General features: G+C 63.3%; 13 protein-coding genes and 4 pseudogenes. 8 read left to right on the forward strand and 9 right to left on the reverse strand.

Translation table 11 applies throughout. The features are described 5' to 3' along the window. Window positions 1–10 precede the first annotated feature (10 nt). A complete protein-coding gene (locus tag ACSKB8_RS32785) occupies window positions 11–676 on the forward strand; it encodes a GntR family transcriptional regulator (RefSeq protein WP_128943504.1) in 666 nt (221 codons plus the stop codon). A 36-nt stretch (window positions 677–712) separates the two neighbouring features. Here ACSKB8_RS32785 and ACSKB8_RS32790 read toward each other — a convergent pair whose 3' ends face one another. The 6 genes from ACSKB8_RS32790 to ACSKB8_RS32815 form a co-directional block, all read right to left on the reverse strand. Continuing rightward, entirely contained in the window at window positions 713–1,129 is a 417-nt protein-coding gene (locus ACSKB8_RS32790) for an ASCH domain-containing protein (RefSeq protein WP_438108574.1), read from the reverse strand. Between the two features lie 67 nt (window positions 1,130–1,196). Further along, entirely contained in the window at window positions 1,197–1,916 is a 720-nt protein-coding gene (locus ACSKB8_RS32795; RefSeq protein ID WP_438108576.1) for a haloacid dehalogenase type II, read from the reverse strand. 152 nt (window positions 1,917–2,068) lie between these two features. Then, on the reverse strand, window positions 2,069–3,070 hold the full coding sequence (glpX, locus tag ACSKB8_RS32800; RefSeq protein WP_438108578.1) for a class II fructose-bisphosphatase: 1,002 nt from the start codon (window positions 3,068–3,070) through the stop codon (window positions 2,069–2,071). Between the two features lie 161 nt (window positions 3,071–3,231). Further along, window positions 3,232–4,548: a homoserine dehydrogenase gene (locus ACSKB8_RS32805; protein ID WP_438108580.1), complete on the reverse strand. Its 1,317-nt coding sequence runs from the start codon at window positions 4,546–4,548 to the stop codon at window positions 3,232–3,234. Window positions 4,549–4,576: 28 nt separating this feature from the next. Beyond that, window positions 4,577–5,797, reverse strand: coding sequence for an LL-diaminopimelate aminotransferase (locus ACSKB8_RS32810; RefSeq protein WP_370987448.1), 1,221 nt, complete (start codon window positions 5,795–5,797; stop codon window positions 4,577–4,579). Window positions 5,798–6,032: 235 nt separating this feature from the next. Continuing rightward, complete coding sequence (locus ACSKB8_RS32815) at window positions 6,033–6,308, reverse strand: hypothetical protein (RefSeq protein ID WP_091887926.1); 276 nt, start codon at window positions 6,306–6,308, stop codon at window positions 6,033–6,035. A 254-nt stretch (window positions 6,309–6,562) separates the two neighbouring features. Here ACSKB8_RS32815 and ACSKB8_RS32820 point away from each other — a divergent pair, with 254 nt between their 5' ends. The 4 genes and pseudogenes from ACSKB8_RS32820 to ACSKB8_RS32835 all read left to right on the forward strand — a co-directional run bounded on the left by ACSKB8_RS32820 (window position 6,563) and on the right by ACSKB8_RS32835 (window position 10,238). Then, complete coding sequence (locus ACSKB8_RS32820) at window positions 6,563–8,383, forward strand: PHA/PHB synthase family protein (RefSeq protein WP_438108582.1); 1,821 nt, start codon at window positions 6,563–6,565, stop codon at window positions 8,381–8,383. Window positions 8,384–8,518: 135 nt separating this feature from the next. Further along, the gene (locus ACSKB8_RS32825) at window positions 8,519–8,917 is read left to right on the forward strand and encodes an MAPEG family protein (RefSeq protein WP_438108584.1); all 399 of its coding nucleotides are present in this window, start codon (window positions 8,519–8,521) and stop codon (window positions 8,915–8,917) included. 20 nt (window positions 8,918–8,937) lie between these two features. Continuing rightward, window positions 8,938–9,803 (forward strand): annotated as a pseudogene (locus tag ACSKB8_RS32830) (ornithine carbamoyltransferase). A 105-nt stretch (window positions 9,804–9,908) separates the two neighbouring features. Further along, a complete protein-coding gene (locus tag ACSKB8_RS32835; protein ID WP_438108586.1) occupies window positions 9,909–10,238 on the forward strand; it encodes a hypothetical protein in 330 nt (109 codons plus the stop codon). 86 nt (window positions 10,239–10,324) lie between these two features. Here ACSKB8_RS32835 and argC read toward each other — a convergent pair whose 3' ends face one another. The 3 genes and pseudogenes from argC to ACSKB8_RS32850 form a co-directional block, all read right to left on the reverse strand. After that, the gene (gene argC, locus ACSKB8_RS32840; protein ID WP_438108588.1) at window positions 10,325–11,308 is read right to left on the reverse strand and encodes an N-acetyl-gamma-glutamyl-phosphate reductase; all 984 of its coding nucleotides are present in this window, start codon (window positions 11,306–11,308) and stop codon (window positions 10,325–10,327) included. Then, window positions 11,305–11,971: pseudogene (locus ACSKB8_RS32845) on the reverse strand (FMN-binding negative transcriptional regulator). The gene argC and the pseudogene ACSKB8_RS32845 overlap by 4 nt, the downstream one beginning before the upstream one ends. Before the next feature lie 226 nt (window positions 11,972–12,197). Then, a complete protein-coding gene (locus tag ACSKB8_RS32850; protein ID WP_091887936.1) occupies window positions 12,198–12,728 on the reverse strand; it encodes a DedA family protein in 531 nt (176 codons plus the stop codon). A 272-nt stretch (window positions 12,729–13,000) separates the two neighbouring features. Here ACSKB8_RS32850 and parE point away from each other — a divergent pair. From parE to ACSKB8_RS32865, 3 genes and pseudogenes are all read left to right on the forward strand, one after another. After that, window positions 13,001–15,050, forward strand: a pseudogene (parE, locus tag ACSKB8_RS32855) (DNA topoisomerase IV subunit B). Between the two features lie 437 nt (window positions 15,051–15,487). Then, window positions 15,488–16,263 (forward strand): annotated as a pseudogene (locus ACSKB8_RS32860) (outer membrane protein). Between the two features lie 318 nt (window positions 16,264–16,581). Continuing rightward, entirely contained in the window at window positions 16,582–16,767 is a 186-nt protein-coding gene (locus ACSKB8_RS32865) for a hypothetical protein (RefSeq protein WP_091888160.1), read from the forward strand. Window positions 16,768–16,797 lie beyond the last annotated feature (30 nt).

A 16,797-nucleotide genomic window follows, 5' to 3' on the forward strand; every position in this document is an offset into this window, starting at 1 on the left:
GTTCAGACCCATGCTTCATGAAGAAGTCGTCGGCCGCATCCGCGCCATCCTGCTCGACGGCGAAATCCCGCCGGGCGCGCGGATTCCCGAGCGCGAGCTGTGCGAGCGGCTCGAGATCTCGCGCACGCCGCTGCGCGAGGCGCTCAAGGTGCTGGCCGCCGAAGGCCTCGTGCAGCTGCTGCCGCATCGCGGGTCGCGGGCGGCGAAGCTGACCGACAAGGACATGCGCGACCTGTTCGAGGTCTGCCAAGGCCTCGAAGCCCTCGCCGGCGAGCTTGCTTGCGAGCGCATCACCGACGCTGAGATCGACGCGATCGCGGCCGCCCACGCGGACATGGTGCAGCATTATCGCGAGGGTGATCTGATCCAGTACTATCGCGGCAACCGCGCCATTCACGAAGCCATCGTCAACGCAGCAGGAAACCCGGTGCTCGCGGGGCTTTACACCTCGGTGACCGCGCGCATCCGCCGCGCGCGCTACGTCACGCCGATGACGCCGCAGCGCTGGGCGCTCGCAGTGAAGGAGCATGATGCAATCCTGAACGCGCTGCAAAGGCGCGACGGCGCCGGCCTCGCCCACATCCTGCGTGCGCATCTGCGCCATAAGCGCGAAGAGGTTTTGCAGGCGGGTTTTGCCGAAAGGGAGGGAAACGACCTCACACTGCGAATCGCGTGAGGCGCGGCCCTGAACTTCTAACGTCGACCGCCGAAACTATGAATCCTGGCGTGGAACATCACCGAAGACCTCGACGAGGCAAAAGCGCTCGCACATCAGCATCATGTCGTCGCTATATCGTCCAAGCCTACCGAAATACGCCTGATGGGCGCGGCGCCAATAGGCCAGGCTCCGGTCACCTTCACCCTCATCATATGCAAAGGCTGCGTCGACCTCATTGAAGCGCCGATATGTTACGTCGATGGATTCGATGACGCAGCGCGCCTCTCCTCGCCCGTCGAGCACGACCCAGCGCTCACCGGGCGTGGACGTGTTCGGCTCGTCTTCGGTGCTGCACGTCGCGGTCTTGATGCCCTTGATGACGAGTTCGACCAATTCATCTGCGAGTGCGGGGCTGTCCCCGAACGCAAACGTCCGGAGGTTCTGATAGCGCTCGGGAATCGGTTTGCTCATGGGTCTTCAGGCCTTCACGTCCCCTCGTCATGCGCAATCAGACTTTACTGCGTCATGAAGACACGGCCTAACAGCCCAGCCTGTTGGCGATCCCGCCAAAATCCTTGGCGACGATGTCCCAGTTGCCGGTGGCCTCGAAATCGACCTTCTGCAGCGGACCATATTCGGTCGGCCGTGCCACGAACGCGGTCTTCAGCCCGTTCTTCTGGGCGGCCGCGAGATCACCGTTGTGGGCGGCGACCATCATTACCTCTTCCGGCTTGAGACAAAGCAGGCGCGCGGCACCGAGATAGGTTTCCGGATCGGGCTTGTAGTGCTCGAACAGCTCGGCCGACATGATGAGGTCCCACGGGAGCCCTCCAAACTTCGCCATGTTGGTGAGCAGCGCGACATTGCCGTTCGACAGCGGCGAGATCACGAATTTCGATTTGAGCCGCGTGAGGCCGGCGACGCTATCGGGCCAGGGATTGAGACGATGCCAGCCTTTCGTGAGATAGTCGAGATCGGCTTCCGTGAGGCCCTTGATCGAGAATTGATCGACCAGCTTTTCCAGCGAGCGGCGGTGCAGATCATCCAACATGACATAGCCGCGCTCGGGATGTTTGCGCACGTCGTCCATCGAGGCCATGTACATGCCGCGCCAGCCGTCGACCAAAGCGGTCCAATCGGCGCTGATGCCGCGCTGCCTGCCCCACCACATGAAGTCGGTGATGAGGCTAGTGCGCCAGTCGACCACGGTGCCGAACACGTCGAAGACAAGGGCTTTGACGGCGGAGAGATCGGACATGGGCGCTTCCCGTGATGATTCTTATTGTCATTCCGGGGCGCGCAGAGCGCGAACCCGGAATCCATTTCACCTCGAACTCTGCCGCTCGATGGATTCCGGGCTCTCCGGGCCGCGCGTTGCGCGGTCCCGTCGCCCCGGAATGACAGGGAGCATCAATCCAAATGGAACTTCGCCAGCTCGCGGTGCTCGGCCTTGATATAGCGCACGGTGCCGGTGACCGAGCGCATCACCACCGTCTCGGTTTCAATCACGCCATCCTTGCGGAACTTGACGCCCGACAGCAGCGAGCCCGTGGTGACGCCGGTGGCCGCGAACAGGCAGTCGCCGCGCGCCATGTCCTCGATGCCGTAGATCATCTTGGGATCGTTGACACCCATCTTGGCGGCGCGCTCGCGCTTCTCCTCGGAGTTGAGGATGAGGCGGCACTGCATCTGGCCGCCGATGCAGCGCAGCGCCACGGCGGCGAGCACGCCTTCCGGCGCGCCGCCGGTGCCGAGATACATGTCGACGCCAGTGTTGTCGGGGTCGGCGCAGTGGATCACGCCGGCGACGTCGCCGTCAGTGATGAGGCGCACGGCCGCGCCGGTTGAGCGCACGCTCGCGATGATGTCGGCATGGCGCGGACGGTCGAGCACGAGAACCGTGATGCCTTCCGGCTTGACGCCCTTGGCCTTGGCGAGGCGGCGGACGTTGTCGGCAGGCGACGCATCGAGATCGACGACGCCCTTGTCGTAGCCCGGTCCGATCGCGAGCTTCTGCATGTAGACGTCGGGGGCGTGCAGCAAGGTGCCGCCATCGGCCATCGCCATGGTCGCGATCGCACCCGGCATGTTCTTGGCGCAAAGCGTGGTGCCTTCGAGCGGGTCGACCGCGATATCGACCTGGGGACCGGCATTCATGCCGACCTTCTCACCGATGAAGAGCATCGGCGCCTCGTCGCGCTCGCCTTCGCCGATCACGATAGTGCCTTCGATCGGCAGCTTGTTGAGTTCGCGGCGCATGGCGTCCACAGCGGCCTGATCAGCCTGCTTCTCGTTGCCATGCCCGCGCAGTCGCGCCGACGACACCGCCGCCCGCTCCGTCACCCGCACGATCTCAAGCGTGAGAATGCGCTCGAGCAACGCTTGCGGCGGGACTGAAATATGGGTCGACATTGGCTCACTCCTTTAAAACAGCTCGGCGGACACCTCTGTCCGCATCAACTCGCAACGCCAACGGTTCGTTCGAACCGTCCTCTCCGCTTGAGCATGATCTCTTTTCCGGAAAACCGCCACATGCGTTGCGCTAACGCGGCCTTCCGGGTCCGGATCATGCTCTAGTTCTTCTCGATCCGGATCACCTGCGGCCGTCCGCTGATTACCTTGTCGTGCTGAACGGCGGCGAGCGCGCGGCGCACGGCGTCTTCATGGGTCGCATAGGTGATCAGGATGACGGGCACGGGCACCACCTTGCCGTCGCTGGGCGCAGCGCCGCCATTGGGATGACGCTGCACGATCGACTCGATCGAAATCTTCTGTTCTGCAAGCCGGGTCGCGATCGCGGCCGCTGTACCCGGGAAATCGCGCGCGAGCAGGCGGATGTAATAACCGCCCTCATGCCGCTCCATCGGCGCCTTCTTGGTGTCGTGCAGTTGCGCAATCGGCCGGCCGAACGGATTGGCGCGGATGCCGCGCGCAACATCGGCGATGTCGGCGACCACGGCAGATGCGGTCGCGGCACCGCCTGCGCCGGGGCCGACCAGCGTGATCGGCGGAATCCCCTCGCCGTCGATCGTGACCGCATTGGTGACACCCATCACCTGCGCGATCGAGGAGGATTTTGGCACCATGGTCGGATGCACGCGCTGCTCGATGCCCTTGGCGGTGCGAACCGCAACGCCGAGCAGCTTGACGCGGTAACCGAGATCGGCCGCCGCACGGAGATCTTCCGGCGCGATGGATGAGATGCCTTCGACATACACTGCGCTTTGAGCAACTTTTGTGCCGAAAGCGAGGCTGGCGAGAATGGCGAGTTTTTGCGCGGTGTCGTGGCCGTCGACGTCGAAGGACGGATCGGCCTCGGCATAGCCGAGCCGCTGCGCGTCCTTCAGGCATTCGGCAAAGGACAGCCCCTCCTGCTCCATCCGGGTCAGGATGTAGTTGCAGGTGCCGTTGAGGATGCCATAGACGCGGTTGATGCCGGTTCCGGCAAGACCTTCACGTAACGTCTTGATGACAGGGATCGCGGCGCCGACCGCTGCCTCGAAATTCAGCGCGCCGCCGTGCTTTTCAGCCGCCTTGGCGAGCTTGAGGCCGTGCTTGGCGAGCAGCGCCTTGTTGGCGGTGACAACGGACTTGCCGGCATTGAGCGCGGTTTCCACCGCCGACAGCGCGGGATCACCGGCACCGCCCATCAACTCGACGAAGCAATCGACCTCGGGATGGGTGGCAAGGGCCATCGGATCCTTCGCCCATTCGACGCCGCGCAGGTCGACGCCGCGCTTTTTCGCCTTCGACCGCGCGGTGACGGCAACGACGCGGATGCCGCGGCCGCTGCGCCCCGTGAGCACGCGCGCTTGCGTTTCGATCAAACGGACAACTTCGGCACCCACGGTGCCGAGCCCCGCTATGCCCACTTTCAGGGGTGCGACCATGATACTTCAGAAAACCTGCAGAAGAGAACTAGCGCCGATTGGCGAGCGGAACGATGTTGTGCAACGTTTCGATGCCGCTTTCAAGGAAGCGGCGCACGCCGCGCGCGGCCTGCCTGATCCGTTGCTCGTTTTCCACCATGGCGATGCGGACATATCCTTCACCATACTCGCCGAAGCCGACGCCGGGCGACACCGCGACGCCGGATTTCTCCACCATCAGGGTCGCGAATTGCATGCTGCCGACGCTGCGGAAGGCCTCCGGCAGCGGCACCCAAGCGAACATCGAGGCCTCCGGTGGCGGAATCTCCCAGCCGGCGCGGCCGAACGATTCCACCAGGGCGTCGCGGCGCTTGCGGTAGGTGTCGCGCATCTCCTTGATGCAATCGTCGGGTCCATTCAGCGCCGCGGTCGCGGCGACCTGCACTGGCGTGAACGCGCCGTAGTCGAGATAGGATTTGACGCGGGCGAGCGCCGCGATCAGGCGCTCATTGCCCACCGCAAAGCCCATGCGCCAGCCGGCCATGGAATAGGTCTTCGACATCGAGGTGAACTCGACGGTGACGTCCATCGCGCCGGGCACCTGGAGCACCGAGGGCGGCGGGCTATTCTCGTCGAAATAAACCTCGGCATAAGCGAGATCGGACAGGATCAGGATTTCGTGCTTCTTCGCGAAGGCGACGAGATCCTTGTAGAAGTCGAGGCTCGCGACATAGGCGGTCGGGTTCGAGGGATAGCAGACGACGAGCGCCAGCGGCTTGGGGATCGAATGGATGATCGCCCGCTCCGCCGCCTCGAAGAATTGCGGCGTCGGCTCCGAAGGTACCGAGCGGATCACGCCGCCCGCCATCAAAAAGCCGAACGCGTGAATCGGATAGCTCGGGTTCGGACAGAGGATGACATCGCCCGGCGCGGTGATGGCCTGCGCCACGTTGGCAAAGCCCTCCTTCGAGCCCAGCGTCGCTACGACCTGGGTGTCCGGGTTGAGCTTCACGCCGAAGCGGCGGTCATAATAGGCGGCCTGGGCCCGGCGCAGCCCCGGGATGCCGCGGGAGGCCGAGTAGCGATCGGTGCGCGGCTTGCCGAGCGTCTCCTTGAGCTTCTCAAGCACGTGCGGCGGGGCCGGCAAATCCGGATTGCCCATGCCGAGATCGATGATGTCGGCGCCGGCATTCCGCGCGGCCGCCTTGGCCCGGTTGACCTGTTCGAACACGTAAGGCGGCAGGCGGCGGATGCGGTAAAATTCTTCCATGGCTCTCTGGGCTCCGGGCAGCCGGTCAGGACAGAATCGACAGGCCACAACGGCCGTTCGGAAACGCGCCCAGCCCCTCGCGAAAACTACTCAAAATCAAATACTTAGAGCAATCATCGACAATGGCGACTGAAGTCGTTCGCCCTAGACTCTCGGCTGAACTGAGGTCTTTTAGCACGGCAAGACGGGGGCGCCAGCGATTACCTTGCACCGTCTCACTTGCTCACTTGGCTGCTCACTTGGCGTCCTTGGCGGCCACGGCCTGACGATCGCGCGCCGCGGCGAGCTCAGCCTCGATCTTGGCGCGCTGGTCCGGCGGGATGGTCGCCTGATCGCGATCCGGCGGCAGATCATGCACCGGCAGATAGCTGCCGGGCTCCTTGGGATGCGCCTGCGCATCCGCAGGTGTCATATCCGCAAGCTGGCTCGAGCAGCCGCCGAGGGCGAGCGCCGCGATCAACAGCGCGCCGCGGATCGGCAGCGTCTTTTGCAGGTCCCATAACGCCAACACTTGGGAAATCCCCTACTCGTCCCAAAGCACGGCCCCGGGCAAACCTTACCCAAGACCGCGCCCAAGCTCAAACCATTGCTGCCCAAATGGTGTGAGCGAGAAAATAGCCCGGCACTACCAAGCCGAGCGGTGCGGCTCGATTGTGACGAAACCAAGAAAATTTGTCGCACTGCAGCACATCTTCGAGAGTGTTTAACGCCAAAGATGCGAGCTTCGCGGTGACGAATACGGAATGAATCGTTACTGTTCTGCGCATGAGTACCATCACAACCGACACGCCCAAATCCGGCAACACGTTCGAGACGAAGTTCGATGCCGAAGCCTTCGCGATGAATGTCGCGCGGGCGATGGAGAGTGGTGGCAAGGCGCTCGCTGCCTATCTCAAACCGCGCGAAAGCGGCGAGGTGCAGGATCGCCCGCCGGCCGAGCTTGCCGAGGTCGTCAAGACCTTCACCTCGGTCGCCGAATACTGGCTGTCGGACACGTCCCGCTCCTCCGATCTCCAGACCAAGCTCGCCAAGGATTATCTCGACCTCTGGGGCTCTGCCGTCCGCCGCATGGCTGGCCAGGACGCTCCGCCCGCGATCGCGCCTTCGCCGCGCGACAAGCGCTTTGCCGATCCGGAATGGAAGTCGAACCAGTTCTTCGATTTCGTGATGCAGCTCTATCTGCTCACGACCAAATGGGCGCAGGAACTGGTGCGCGACGCCGAAGGGCTCGATCCGCACACACGCCGCAAGGCCGAGTTCTACGTCCAGCAGGTCACCAACGCGCTGTCGCCATCGAACTTCGTGCTGACCAATCCGGAGGTGTTGCGCGAGACGGTGGCCAGCAGCGGCGACAACCTCGCGCGCGGCCTCAAGATGCTCGCCGAGGACATCGCGGCCGGCAAGGGCATGCTGAAGATCCGCCAATCCAATCCGGACAATCTCGTCGTCGGCGTCAACATGGCGACGACGCCGGGCAAGGTGATCTACCAGAACGAGATGATGCAGCTGATCCAGTATTCGCCGACCACGGAGAAGGTGCTGCGCACCCCGCTCCTGATCGTGCCGCCCTGGATCAACAAGTTCTACATCCTCGATCTCAAGCCGGAGAAATCCTACATCAAGTGGTGCGTCGATCAGGGCATCACCGTGTTCGTGATCTCATGGGTCAATCCCGACAAGCGGCTCGGCAACAAGGGCTGGGAAGACTACATGAAGGAAGGTCCGCTCACGGCGATGGACGTGATCGAGAGGGTCACTGGCGAGATGAAGGTGCACACCGCCGGCTATTGCGTCGGCGGCACGATGCTCGCGACCACGCTGGCCTGGCTCGCCGAGAAACGCCGCCAGCGCGTTGCATCGGCGACGTTCTTCGCCGCCCAGGTCGATTTCACCCATGCCGGCGATCTCCTCGTGTTCGTCGACGAGGAGCAGATCGCAGCCCTCGAGCATGACATGAAGACGGCCGGCGTGCTCGAAGGCTCGAAGATGGCGATGGCCTTCAACATGCTGCGCTCCAACGATTTGATCTGGTCCTACGTCGTCAGCAACTATTTGAAGGGCCAGCAGCCGAGCGCGTTCGACCTGTTGCACTGGAATTCCGATGCGACGCGCATGACCCAGGCGAACCATTCCTATTATTTGCGCAACTGCTATCTGGAGAACCGGCTGTCGACCGGCACGATGGTGCTCGACAACACCCTGCTCGATCTCTCCAAGGTCAAGGTCCCGGTCTACAACCTCGCCACCCGCGAAGACCACATCGCGCCGGCGGAATCGGTGCTGTACGGCTCGCAGTTCTTCGGGGGCCCGGTGAAATATGTGCTGTCGGGCTCCGGCCACATCGCCGGCGTGGTCAATCCGCCGGCCTCGAACAAATATCAGTACTGGACCAACGACAACATCAAGGACGTCAACGTCGCGCAATGGATGAAGGGCGCCGTCGAGCACAAGGGCTCGTGGTGGCCGGACTGGCGGCAATGGCTGGGTGCACTCGATCCGGAGGAGGTCCCGGCGCGCGCGGCCGGCAGCGACGCCCTGCCTCCGATCGAAGACGCGCCCGGCAGCTATGTCACGGTCCGCGCATAGCGCATGATCCGGAAAAGTGCGAAGCGGTTTCCGAAAGCATCATGCGCAAACAAGGCTTCCATGCGCATGGCGCAATCTTGCGCGCTTTCGTATAGAACTCGCTCTCACCACCGTGACGACAGAGGGGACCGGACTATGACGCGCGAATTGTTCTGGCTGACACTGACGGTGATCCTGACCGGCATCCTCTGGATCCCCTACATCATCAACCGCTGCCAGGTCCGCGGTCTTTCCGGGGCCATGGCCAATCCCTCGCGCAGCGACAAGCCGCAGGCCGAATGGGCCACCCGGCTGATGTTCGCGCACGACAACGCGGTCGAGAATCTCGTGATCTTCGCGCCACTGGTGCTGATCCTGAATGCGATCGACTATTCCACCAAATGGACCGTGCTCGCCTGCGCCGTCTATTTCTGGTCCCGCGTCGCGCATCTGATCGTCTACGCGATCGGGATCCCGGTGTTCCGCACGCTCGCCTTCACCGTCGGCTTCTTCGCCCAAGCCGTGCTGGCGCTGGCGATCTTTAGGGCGCTTTGAGCACGTGATGGCTCGTAGTAATGGACAACGAAGCCGCCCGGGATTTTCTTGAATTCCACGACCTCGGCGCGGAAGCGATCCTGTCCATCATCGACCGCGCGCAGGTGCTCGCGGCGGCATGGAACGACCGCGCCATGCCTCAGCGCCTCGCCGGCAAGCGCGTGGCGCTGATCGCCGACGACAGCGGCTGGCGGAATACGACCGCCTTCGAGCTCGGCGTGAAGGCCATGGGAGCATCTGTGTAAGCGCGCCAGTCAGATTCAACACCGGCGAGGCGACGGCCGATCTCGCCAAATATCTCGACAACTGGTTCGATGTCCTGATCGTGCGCACCAGGGAGCTGTTGGCTCTGCGAGAGCTCGCGTCCCACGCCGATACGCCGGTCGTCAATGCGCGAACGCGATCGAACCACCCTTGCGAAACGCTCGGCGATCTCGCCTATGTCAGGAGCAGGAGGGCGAGCCTGGACGGACTGAAAGTCGTCGGCGTGGCTCCGGCCGCGAACATCCTGAGGTCATGGGCCGAAGCCTCCATCGCGCTGCCACTCCGGGTGACCCAGATCTGTCCGGAAGACCGCCATATCAAGGACGTCGCGGCTCCGAACTTCACCGCCAGCACCAGCCTGGATGCGTTGTTCGATGCGGACGTGATCGTCACGGATTGCTGGCCTGACGACGCACGTGCGGATCAACTCCTTGAGTACCAGATATCGGGATCGCTGCTCGACAAATGCCGTCCCGACGTCATTTTTCTGCCCTGCCCGCCAGTCACGCGAGGCCGTGAGGTTAACCTTGATGCGATGTCGCATCGCGCCTGCCAGAGCCCAGCCGCAAAGGCCTATCTCCTGCACGCGCAGAACGCATTGCTTGAATGGATCGTCGGCTAGCGGGCATCCGGCGACAACGGCCAAACTGTACGCGTTGGCCCTCCGGGGATATGATCGCCACGGCGGTCAGAATGGGGAATCCCGATGCGGCCCCTTTTGCCAATCATGACGATGATCTTGCTTGCCGGATCTGGCGGCGCAGCCAACGCACAGGCGCAATGCCCCGAACTGACGCGCCTGCGCGGTGAGGCCATCGAGGCCACAAAGCCGATGAACCGTGGATTGATGCCGGGCCGCTGTGACGCCTACATCCGCGCATCGCTCGCCTGGAGCTCCCTGCGCGCCTACGCGCGAGACCATCAGGAGGCGTGTGACATCTCCAGCCGCTCGCTGGGTGACATCGAAAAGTCTCACCACGACGCGGTGGTGGCACGCGACAATGTCTGCGCCGGCCGCCCCGTTCGGCCGTTTCCGGCGGACGTGATCCTGCGCTGAAGCGACGAAGCAATCCAGACCGCTTCCGCGCGGACATTTCTGGATTGCTTCGCTTCGCTCGCAATGACGGTGGATAGGTTCGTGCCCTACTCCTCCGGCAATCCCAGCATCAGCCGCATGTTCTGCACGGCTGCGCCCGAGGCGCCCTTGCCGAGATTGTCGAGCCGCGCGACCAGCACCGCCTGCTGATATTTGTCGCTGGCGAAGACGTAGAGCTCGAGCATGTTGGTTTCGTTGAGCGCCTCCGGCTCGAGCCGGCCGCCCTTGGTCGCCTCGTTCTGGAGCGGCATCACCTTGACGTATTTCGAGTCGGCGTAGCGCTTGGCGAGCGCGGCCTGGAGATCGGATCCGCTGGGCTTGCCCGGCAGCGTGTCGAGCTGGAGCGGCACCGAGACCAGCATGCCCTGACGGTAATTGCCAACCGAGGGAATGAAGATCGGCCGCCGCGTCAGGTTCGAATAGAGTTGCATCTCCGGCAGATGCTTGTGCTCGAAGCCGAGACCGTAGAGCTCGAAGGACGGCGCACTGCCGTCTTCGAAGCTCGCGATCATCGACTTGCCGCCGCCGGAATAGCCGCTCACCGCATTGACGGTGACGGGATAATCCTGCGGCAGCAGGCCGGCATCGACGATTGGCCGCAATAGCGCGATCGCGCCGGTCGGATAGCAGCCGGGATTGGAGACCTTCTTCGCGGCCTTGATCTTGCCGGCCTGGTCCGGCGTCAGCTCGGGAAAGCCATAGGCCCAGTCCGGCGCGACCCGGTAGGCCGTCGAGGCGTCCAGCACCTTCGGTGCAGAAGTGCCCATGCTGTCGACGAGGGCGACCGTCTCCCTGGCGGCATCGTCGGGCAGGCAGAGGATGACGAGATCGACCTCCTCCATCAGCGCCTTCTTGGCCAGGGGGTCCTTGCGCTTGTCGTCGGCGATGGTCTTCACCGCGACGTCGCCCTGGAGCTTCAGCCGCTCGTTGATGCCGAGCCCGGTGGTGCCGGAGCCGCCGTCGACGAAGACGGTTGCGGGCTTCTTCGCCGCGCTGGTGGTCGGGGCTTTGGTGGTGTCAGCGAGGCTCATGGCGCGCTCCCTTCGAGCATGTTCGTATCGTTGGCAAAAGCTTGCGGCCGGGTATGCCGCATCAAATGTGCGATCTGCTTCGCATCGGCATCGCCGGCGCCAAGCGCGTTGGCGATCGCCGTATAGTCGGCGTCCGATTTGTGCTGGTTCAGCTTGAAGCTGCCTTCGACCTCCTCAACCGTCATCACCAGACCCACGATCGCCTTCTTCATCGTCTCGAGTTCGGCCCGCCGTCATCTTGCCTGACGTCCACGGCTTTTTCGGCAGCAGCCGGGTCTCGAACTTGTCGCTGAGCGTGTCGATCTGCAGCGCCAGTTCGTCGTCCGATAGCAGCCGCACCGGCCCGCTCAGATGCACCGACTGGTAGAGCCAGGTCGGCACCTGATCGGGCGAGACGTACCAGTCCGGCGATACATAGGCATCGGGACCATTGACCGCGAGCAGCCAGGACGCATCACCGCCCGCAAGCTTTAGCAGCGGATTGTGACGGGCGACATGGAAGGCGGCCTGCGGCGTGCCGTCAGCGGCATAGGTCAGATAGAACGGCAGCGGGGACGCGACCGGCTTGTGGCCGTCGAAGGCGCACATGGTGCCGAAGCCGCGCTCCTCGGCGAATTTCAGGCTCGCGGCGCGGTCCTGCTTGAAAAAGGGTGGCGTGTACATCGTGGTCTCCTGCTGGGCCTCCTTGGGAAGCCGCCGGATCAGATCGCGCTGACAGGAGAGAAAATGCCGCGGACCGGATCCAGCGGCAAAGACGATGATCTCAAACGCGATCGACCGCCCAAACCGCTAAAGAGCGGCGGCGGCGACGGGCGAACAGGATGGTCGCGGCGTTGATCATGGCGCGCGGCTATAAGGCCAGATCCGGTTCCCGTCAAGGTTCACGGTCTCAGAGGAGACGCCAGATCCATTCCATCAGCTTTGCGATCACGTCGCCGAACAGCAGCAGTGCCGCGGACCAGACCAGTGCCGAGACGAAATTGGCGACCTGGAAGCTCCAATAGGGCATCTCGAAGATGCCGGCTGCGAGCGGCACCGAGGCGCGCAAGGGGCCGAAAAAGCGGCCGATGAAGATGCTGGGCACACCCCAGCTCCGCACGAAGACCTCGCCCTTGGGCAGGAGTTCCGGATAGCGCGAGAGCGGCCACATCTGGGCGACGCTCTCCTTGTAACGGTAGCCGAACCAGTAGGAGACCCAGTCACCCAGCGCCGCGCCAAGGCCGCCAGCGATCCAGACCGGAAAGAAGCTGATGCCGCTCACCCCGATCAGCGCACCAATCCCCACCAGCGCGCCCCAGGCCGGAACCAGCAGCGAGATGAAGGCAAGCGACTCCCCGAAGGCGAGCAGGAACACGATCGGCGCCGCCCAAGCCTGGTGAGCGCGCACGAAGTCGGCAAGGGCGTGCGCAAACTGCTCCATTCCAGATTAGCCTTCCGCCCTGTCTCAAGGTGCTGCTCGATGAAAAGGACTGGTAAGCCAAGGGCTTGTGTGACATCAAGTCACAAAGCCCGGTTAGGGATGGGTCCGGACGTCAAATTGCCGGGACTTGGCGGGTCTGCGGCGTAAAATCGCCGAGATTGGCAACCAACCACACGGCCCGACAGGCCCAGATGTAACCTTTCCGAGTCAGAAGTGGCATAGTCGGCCTAACCGATTCGCCGCTCCTGCGGCCCTCAAAACGTATCAAGAATATGTCCAAGCAGTTGAAAACCAAAGCGAAAGACGATCTGTTCGGCGCCGACGGGCCAAAGTCCCGCGCGCCCGCCGCCAAGACGGCCTCGCGCGGAAGCGGCGGGGAAGCCGACTACACGGCGGCCGACATCGAGGTGCTCGAGGGCCTGGAACCGGTGCGGCGCCGACCCGGCATGTATATCGGCGGCACCGATGAGAAGGCGCTGCATCACCTTCTTCGCCGAAGTCATCGACAACTCCATGGACGAGGCGCTGGCTGGGCACGCGACCTTCATCGAGGTCGATCTGAGCGCGGACGGGTTCCTGACCGTGACCGACAACGGCCGCGGCATCCCGGTCGATCCGCATCCGAAATTCCCGAAGAAGTCGGCGCTCGAAGTAATCATGTGCACGCTGCATTCGGGCGGCAAATTCGACTCCAAGGTCTACGAGACCTCGGGCGGTCTGCACGGCGTCGGCATCTCCGTGGTGAACGCCCTCTCCTCGCGCCTCGAGGTCGAGGTCGCGCGCAGCCAAAAGCTCTACCGCATGACGTTCGAGCGCGGGCACCCCAAGGGCAAGCTCGAGGATCTCGGCAAGGTCAACAACCGCCGCGGCACGCGCGTGCGCTTCAAGCCCGATACCGACATTTTCGGCGCCAAGGCCTCGTTCAAGCCGCAGCGCCTGTTCAAGATGACGCGCTCGAAGGCGTATCTGTTCGGCGGCGTCGAAATCCGCTGGAACTGCGCGCCCGAGCTACTCAAGGGCGTCGAGGACGTGCCGGCGGAGGCGACGTTCCACTTCCCCGGCGGTCTCAAGGATTATCTCGCTGCGGCGATCCACGCCGACACGCTCGTGCATCCCGACATCTTCTCCGGAAAATCCGGCCGTAACGGTGCCCATGGCGCCTGCGAATGGGCGGTGGCGTGGACCGCCGATGCCGACGGTTTTCTCTCCTCCTACACCAACACCGTGCCGACGCCCGATGGAGGCACACATGAATTGGGTTTGCGCAGCGCGCTGCTGCGCGGCCTGAAGGATCACGCCGAGCGCGTCGGTCAGGGCAAGCGCGCGGCGTCCGTCACCTCCGAAGACGTGATGGTCGGCGCCGCCGTGATGCTCTCGGTGTTCGTGCGCGAGCCTGAATTCCAGGGCCAGACCAAGGACCGCCTCGCCACGGCAGAAGCGCAGCGCATCGTCGAACAGGCGATGAAGGATCCGTTCGATCACTGGCTGTCGGGCAATCCGAACATGGCCAACAGGCTGCTCGACTTCGTGATCGACCGCGCCGAGGAGCGGTTGCGCCGGCGTCAGGAAAAGGAGACTGCGCGCAAGACTGCAGGCAAGAAGCTGCGTCTGCCTGGCAAGCTCGCAGACTGCACCGATGCCGGCACCGAAGGCTCCGAGCTCTTCATCGTCGAGGGCGACTCGGCCGGCGGCAGCGCCAAGCAGGCGCGCGATCGCAAGACCCAGGCCGTGCTGCCGTTGCGCGGCAAGATCCTCAACGTCGCCTCCGCCGGCAAGGACAAGCTGACGGCCAACGCCCAGCTCTCCGATCTCGTGCAGGCGATCGGCTGCGGCCAGCTCTTGCATTATCGCGAAGAGGATTTGCGCTACCAGCGCATCATCATCATGACCGACGCCGACGTCGACGGCGCACATATCGCTTCGCTGCTGATCACTTTCTTCTACCGGCAGATGCCGCGGCTGATCGACGAAGGCCACCTCTTCCTGGCGGTGCCGCCGCTCTACAAGCTGACCCACGGCACCAAATCGGTCTATGCGCGCGACGACAAGCACAAGGAAGAGCTGATCAAGAGCGCGTTCAACGCCAACGCCAAGGTCGAGGTGAACCGCTTCAAAGGCCTCGGCGAGATGATGCCGGCGCAGCTCAAGGAAACCACCATGGATCCGGGCAAGCGGACGCTGCTCAAGGTGGTGCTGCTTGCCGACGATCGCGACACCACCGCGGATTCGGTGGAACGCCTGATGGGCACCAAGGCCGAGGCGCGCTTCGCCTTCATCTCGGACAAGGCCGAATTTGCCAGCGAGGAACTGCTGGACGTCTGATCCGCCAGCCTCACGCTGCCGCATCCCATCAAGAGCCCCGGTTTGACCGCCGGGGCTCTTTCGTTTGTGAGGACGACCTTGCCGGCGGTTCCGCCAGGACGCGGTTGATTCCCACCCTTCGCGCTGCGACTCGGCCAACAACTCACGGGAACCAAAGCTGAGGCAGGATTGCCTCCATTCCGGACGAAGCCGATTTCGTTAACGAGAGGTTGCCAGACTCCAAGTTTACACCACTAGCATCCAACCCATTGATAGGATGTAGTTATTTTATGAAATGGTCCTCTCAAAGCAGATCTCTGCCGATCGGCGTTTTCCGGCGAGTGTGCCTGCCCAGCAACAGCATTTCGGCCGGAAACGTCTATAGTCCGGGTATCAGATCACACGAACTTACAGCGCGCTCGCGCCGGCTACGACAGACCAAGGTTGGGGATTTTAACATGAAGAAGACTTTGCTCGCTCTGACCGCGGTTGCGGCAATGACCGGTTCGGCTCGGCCGCTGACCTTGCTGCCCGTCCCTACGCGAAGGCTCCGGTGCCCGCGCCGGTCGCCAATTGGACCGGCTTCTACATCTTCGGTGGCGCCGGCGGCGGCGTCTGGGATGCGAACTCCCACACCAACTTCGTTGGCGTTCCCGTGACGATCGATCAGCGTGTTGGCGGCGATGGCTGGTTTGGAACGGTCGGTGCCGGCTACGACTGGCAGTTCTCCGGTACCTGGGTGGCTGGCGTGTTCGCCGATGGTCAGTTCGGCAGCCTGCGCGGCAGCATCAACGATGAGTTTGCTGCGCTGACCGGCCGCATCAAGATGCAGGACGCTTGGGCTGCGGGTGTTCGCCTCGGCTATCTGGTTGCTCCGAATGTTCTCTCCTACGTCAATGGCGGTTACACTGGATCGCACTGGTCGGGCGCTGGCTTGACGAATCTCGCCGGGACGGCTTCGGGCTTCCACACCGACTCGTTCAACCGCAATGGCTGGTTCGTCGGCGGTGGCGTCGAGAACAATCTGAACATTTTCGGCATCACGGCGCCGGGCTGGTTCATGAAGACCGAATATCGTGCTGCCTACTACGATCGTAAGGACATTGCCGTCCGCACCGACGTCGGCAACCTCGTGACCACCGACTCCATCAGCTTCAAGCCCTTGGTGCAGACCATCAGCACCTCGCTGGTCTACCGCTTCAACTGGACCGGTCCGGTCGTCGCGAAGTACTGATCTGATCTTATATTCAGACGTCAAAGCCCCGGCATCGTCCGGGGCTTTTTCGTTGTGGACTTGTCAGCGGTCGACGCACGCCTCAACGAGGTGTATGCATCGACGAGGCTGCGCTTCCACCGCCGCCGATCGGCATCCCTGATCGCCTTTGGCTCGAGTGCTTGTCCAGAAGCATAGCCTCCTCCCCGCACGCCGGCTTGTCCCGGCACCGCCATTGTATCCGAACCGAAGCTACGGTTAGTGTGCGCTCAAGCTTCGCGGCGGCGGCGATCCTTCATCGCCGTGTCGCGACAGAAGCGGATCGATGGGGAGGAATGCATGCGCAGATTTCTGCTGATCGCAGGCCTGTTTGCGACTGCCGTCGGGCTGCTCTGGATCGGACAGGGCACGGGCACGCTTGCCTGGCCGCGATCGAGCTTCATGGTCAACCAGCTACAATGGGCCGGCTATGGCGCAGCCATGGCCGGCTTCGGGCTGGTGCTGATCTGGCAAAGCAACCAATAGAAGAAACCAGGGAATAAAAGCATGACATCC

It is taken from the genome of Bradyrhizobium sp. BR 1432 (assembly GCF_051547705.1).
In the GTDB taxonomy this organism is placed as follows: Bacteria; Pseudomonadota; Alphaproteobacteria; order Rhizobiales; family Xanthobacteraceae; genus Bradyrhizobium; species Bradyrhizobium zhanjiangense.

Coding starts and splice junctions, on each gene's coding strand:
- ACSKB8_RS32785 (WP_128943504.1), top strand. CDS start 11: ATGCTTCATGAAGAAGTCGTCGGCCGCATCCGCGCCATCCTGCTCGAC.
- ACSKB8_RS32790 (WP_438108574.1), bottom strand. CDS start 1,129: ATGAGCAAACCGATTCCCGAGCGCTATCAGAACCTCCGGACGTTTGCG.
- ACSKB8_RS32795 (WP_438108576.1), bottom strand. CDS start 1,916: ATGTCCGATCTCTCCGCCGTCAAAGCCCTTGTCTTCGACGTGTTCGGC.
- glpX (WP_438108578.1), bottom strand. CDS start 3,070: ATGTCGACCCATATTTCAGTCCCGCCGCAAGCGTTGCTCGAGCGCATT.
- ACSKB8_RS32805 (WP_438108580.1), bottom strand. CDS start 4,548: ATGGTCGCACCCCTGAAAGTGGGCATAGCGGGGCTCGGCACCGTGGGT.
- ACSKB8_RS32810 (WP_370987448.1), bottom strand. CDS start 5,797: ATGGAAGAATTTTACCGCATCCGCCGCCTGCCGCCTTACGTGTTCGAA.
- ACSKB8_RS32820 (WP_438108582.1), top strand. CDS start 6,563: ATGAGTACCATCACAACCGACACGCCCAAATCCGGCAACACGTTCGAG.
- ACSKB8_RS32825 (WP_438108584.1), top strand. CDS start 8,519: ATGACGCGCGAATTGTTCTGGCTGACACTGACGGTGATCCTGACCGGC.
- ACSKB8_RS32835 (WP_438108586.1), top strand. CDS start 9,909: ATGACGATGATCTTGCTTGCCGGATCTGGCGGCGCAGCCAACGCACAG.
- argC (WP_438108588.1), bottom strand. CDS start 11,308: ATGAGCCTCGCTGACACCACCAAAGCCCCGACCACCAGCGCGGCGAAG.
- ACSKB8_RS32850 (WP_091887936.1), bottom strand. CDS start 12,728: ATGGAGCAGTTTGCGCACGCCCTTGCCGACTTCGTGCGCGCTCACCAG.
- ACSKB8_RS32865 (WP_091888160.1), top strand. CDS start 16,582: ATGCGCAGATTTCTGCTGATCGCAGGCCTGTTTGCGACTGCCGTCGGG.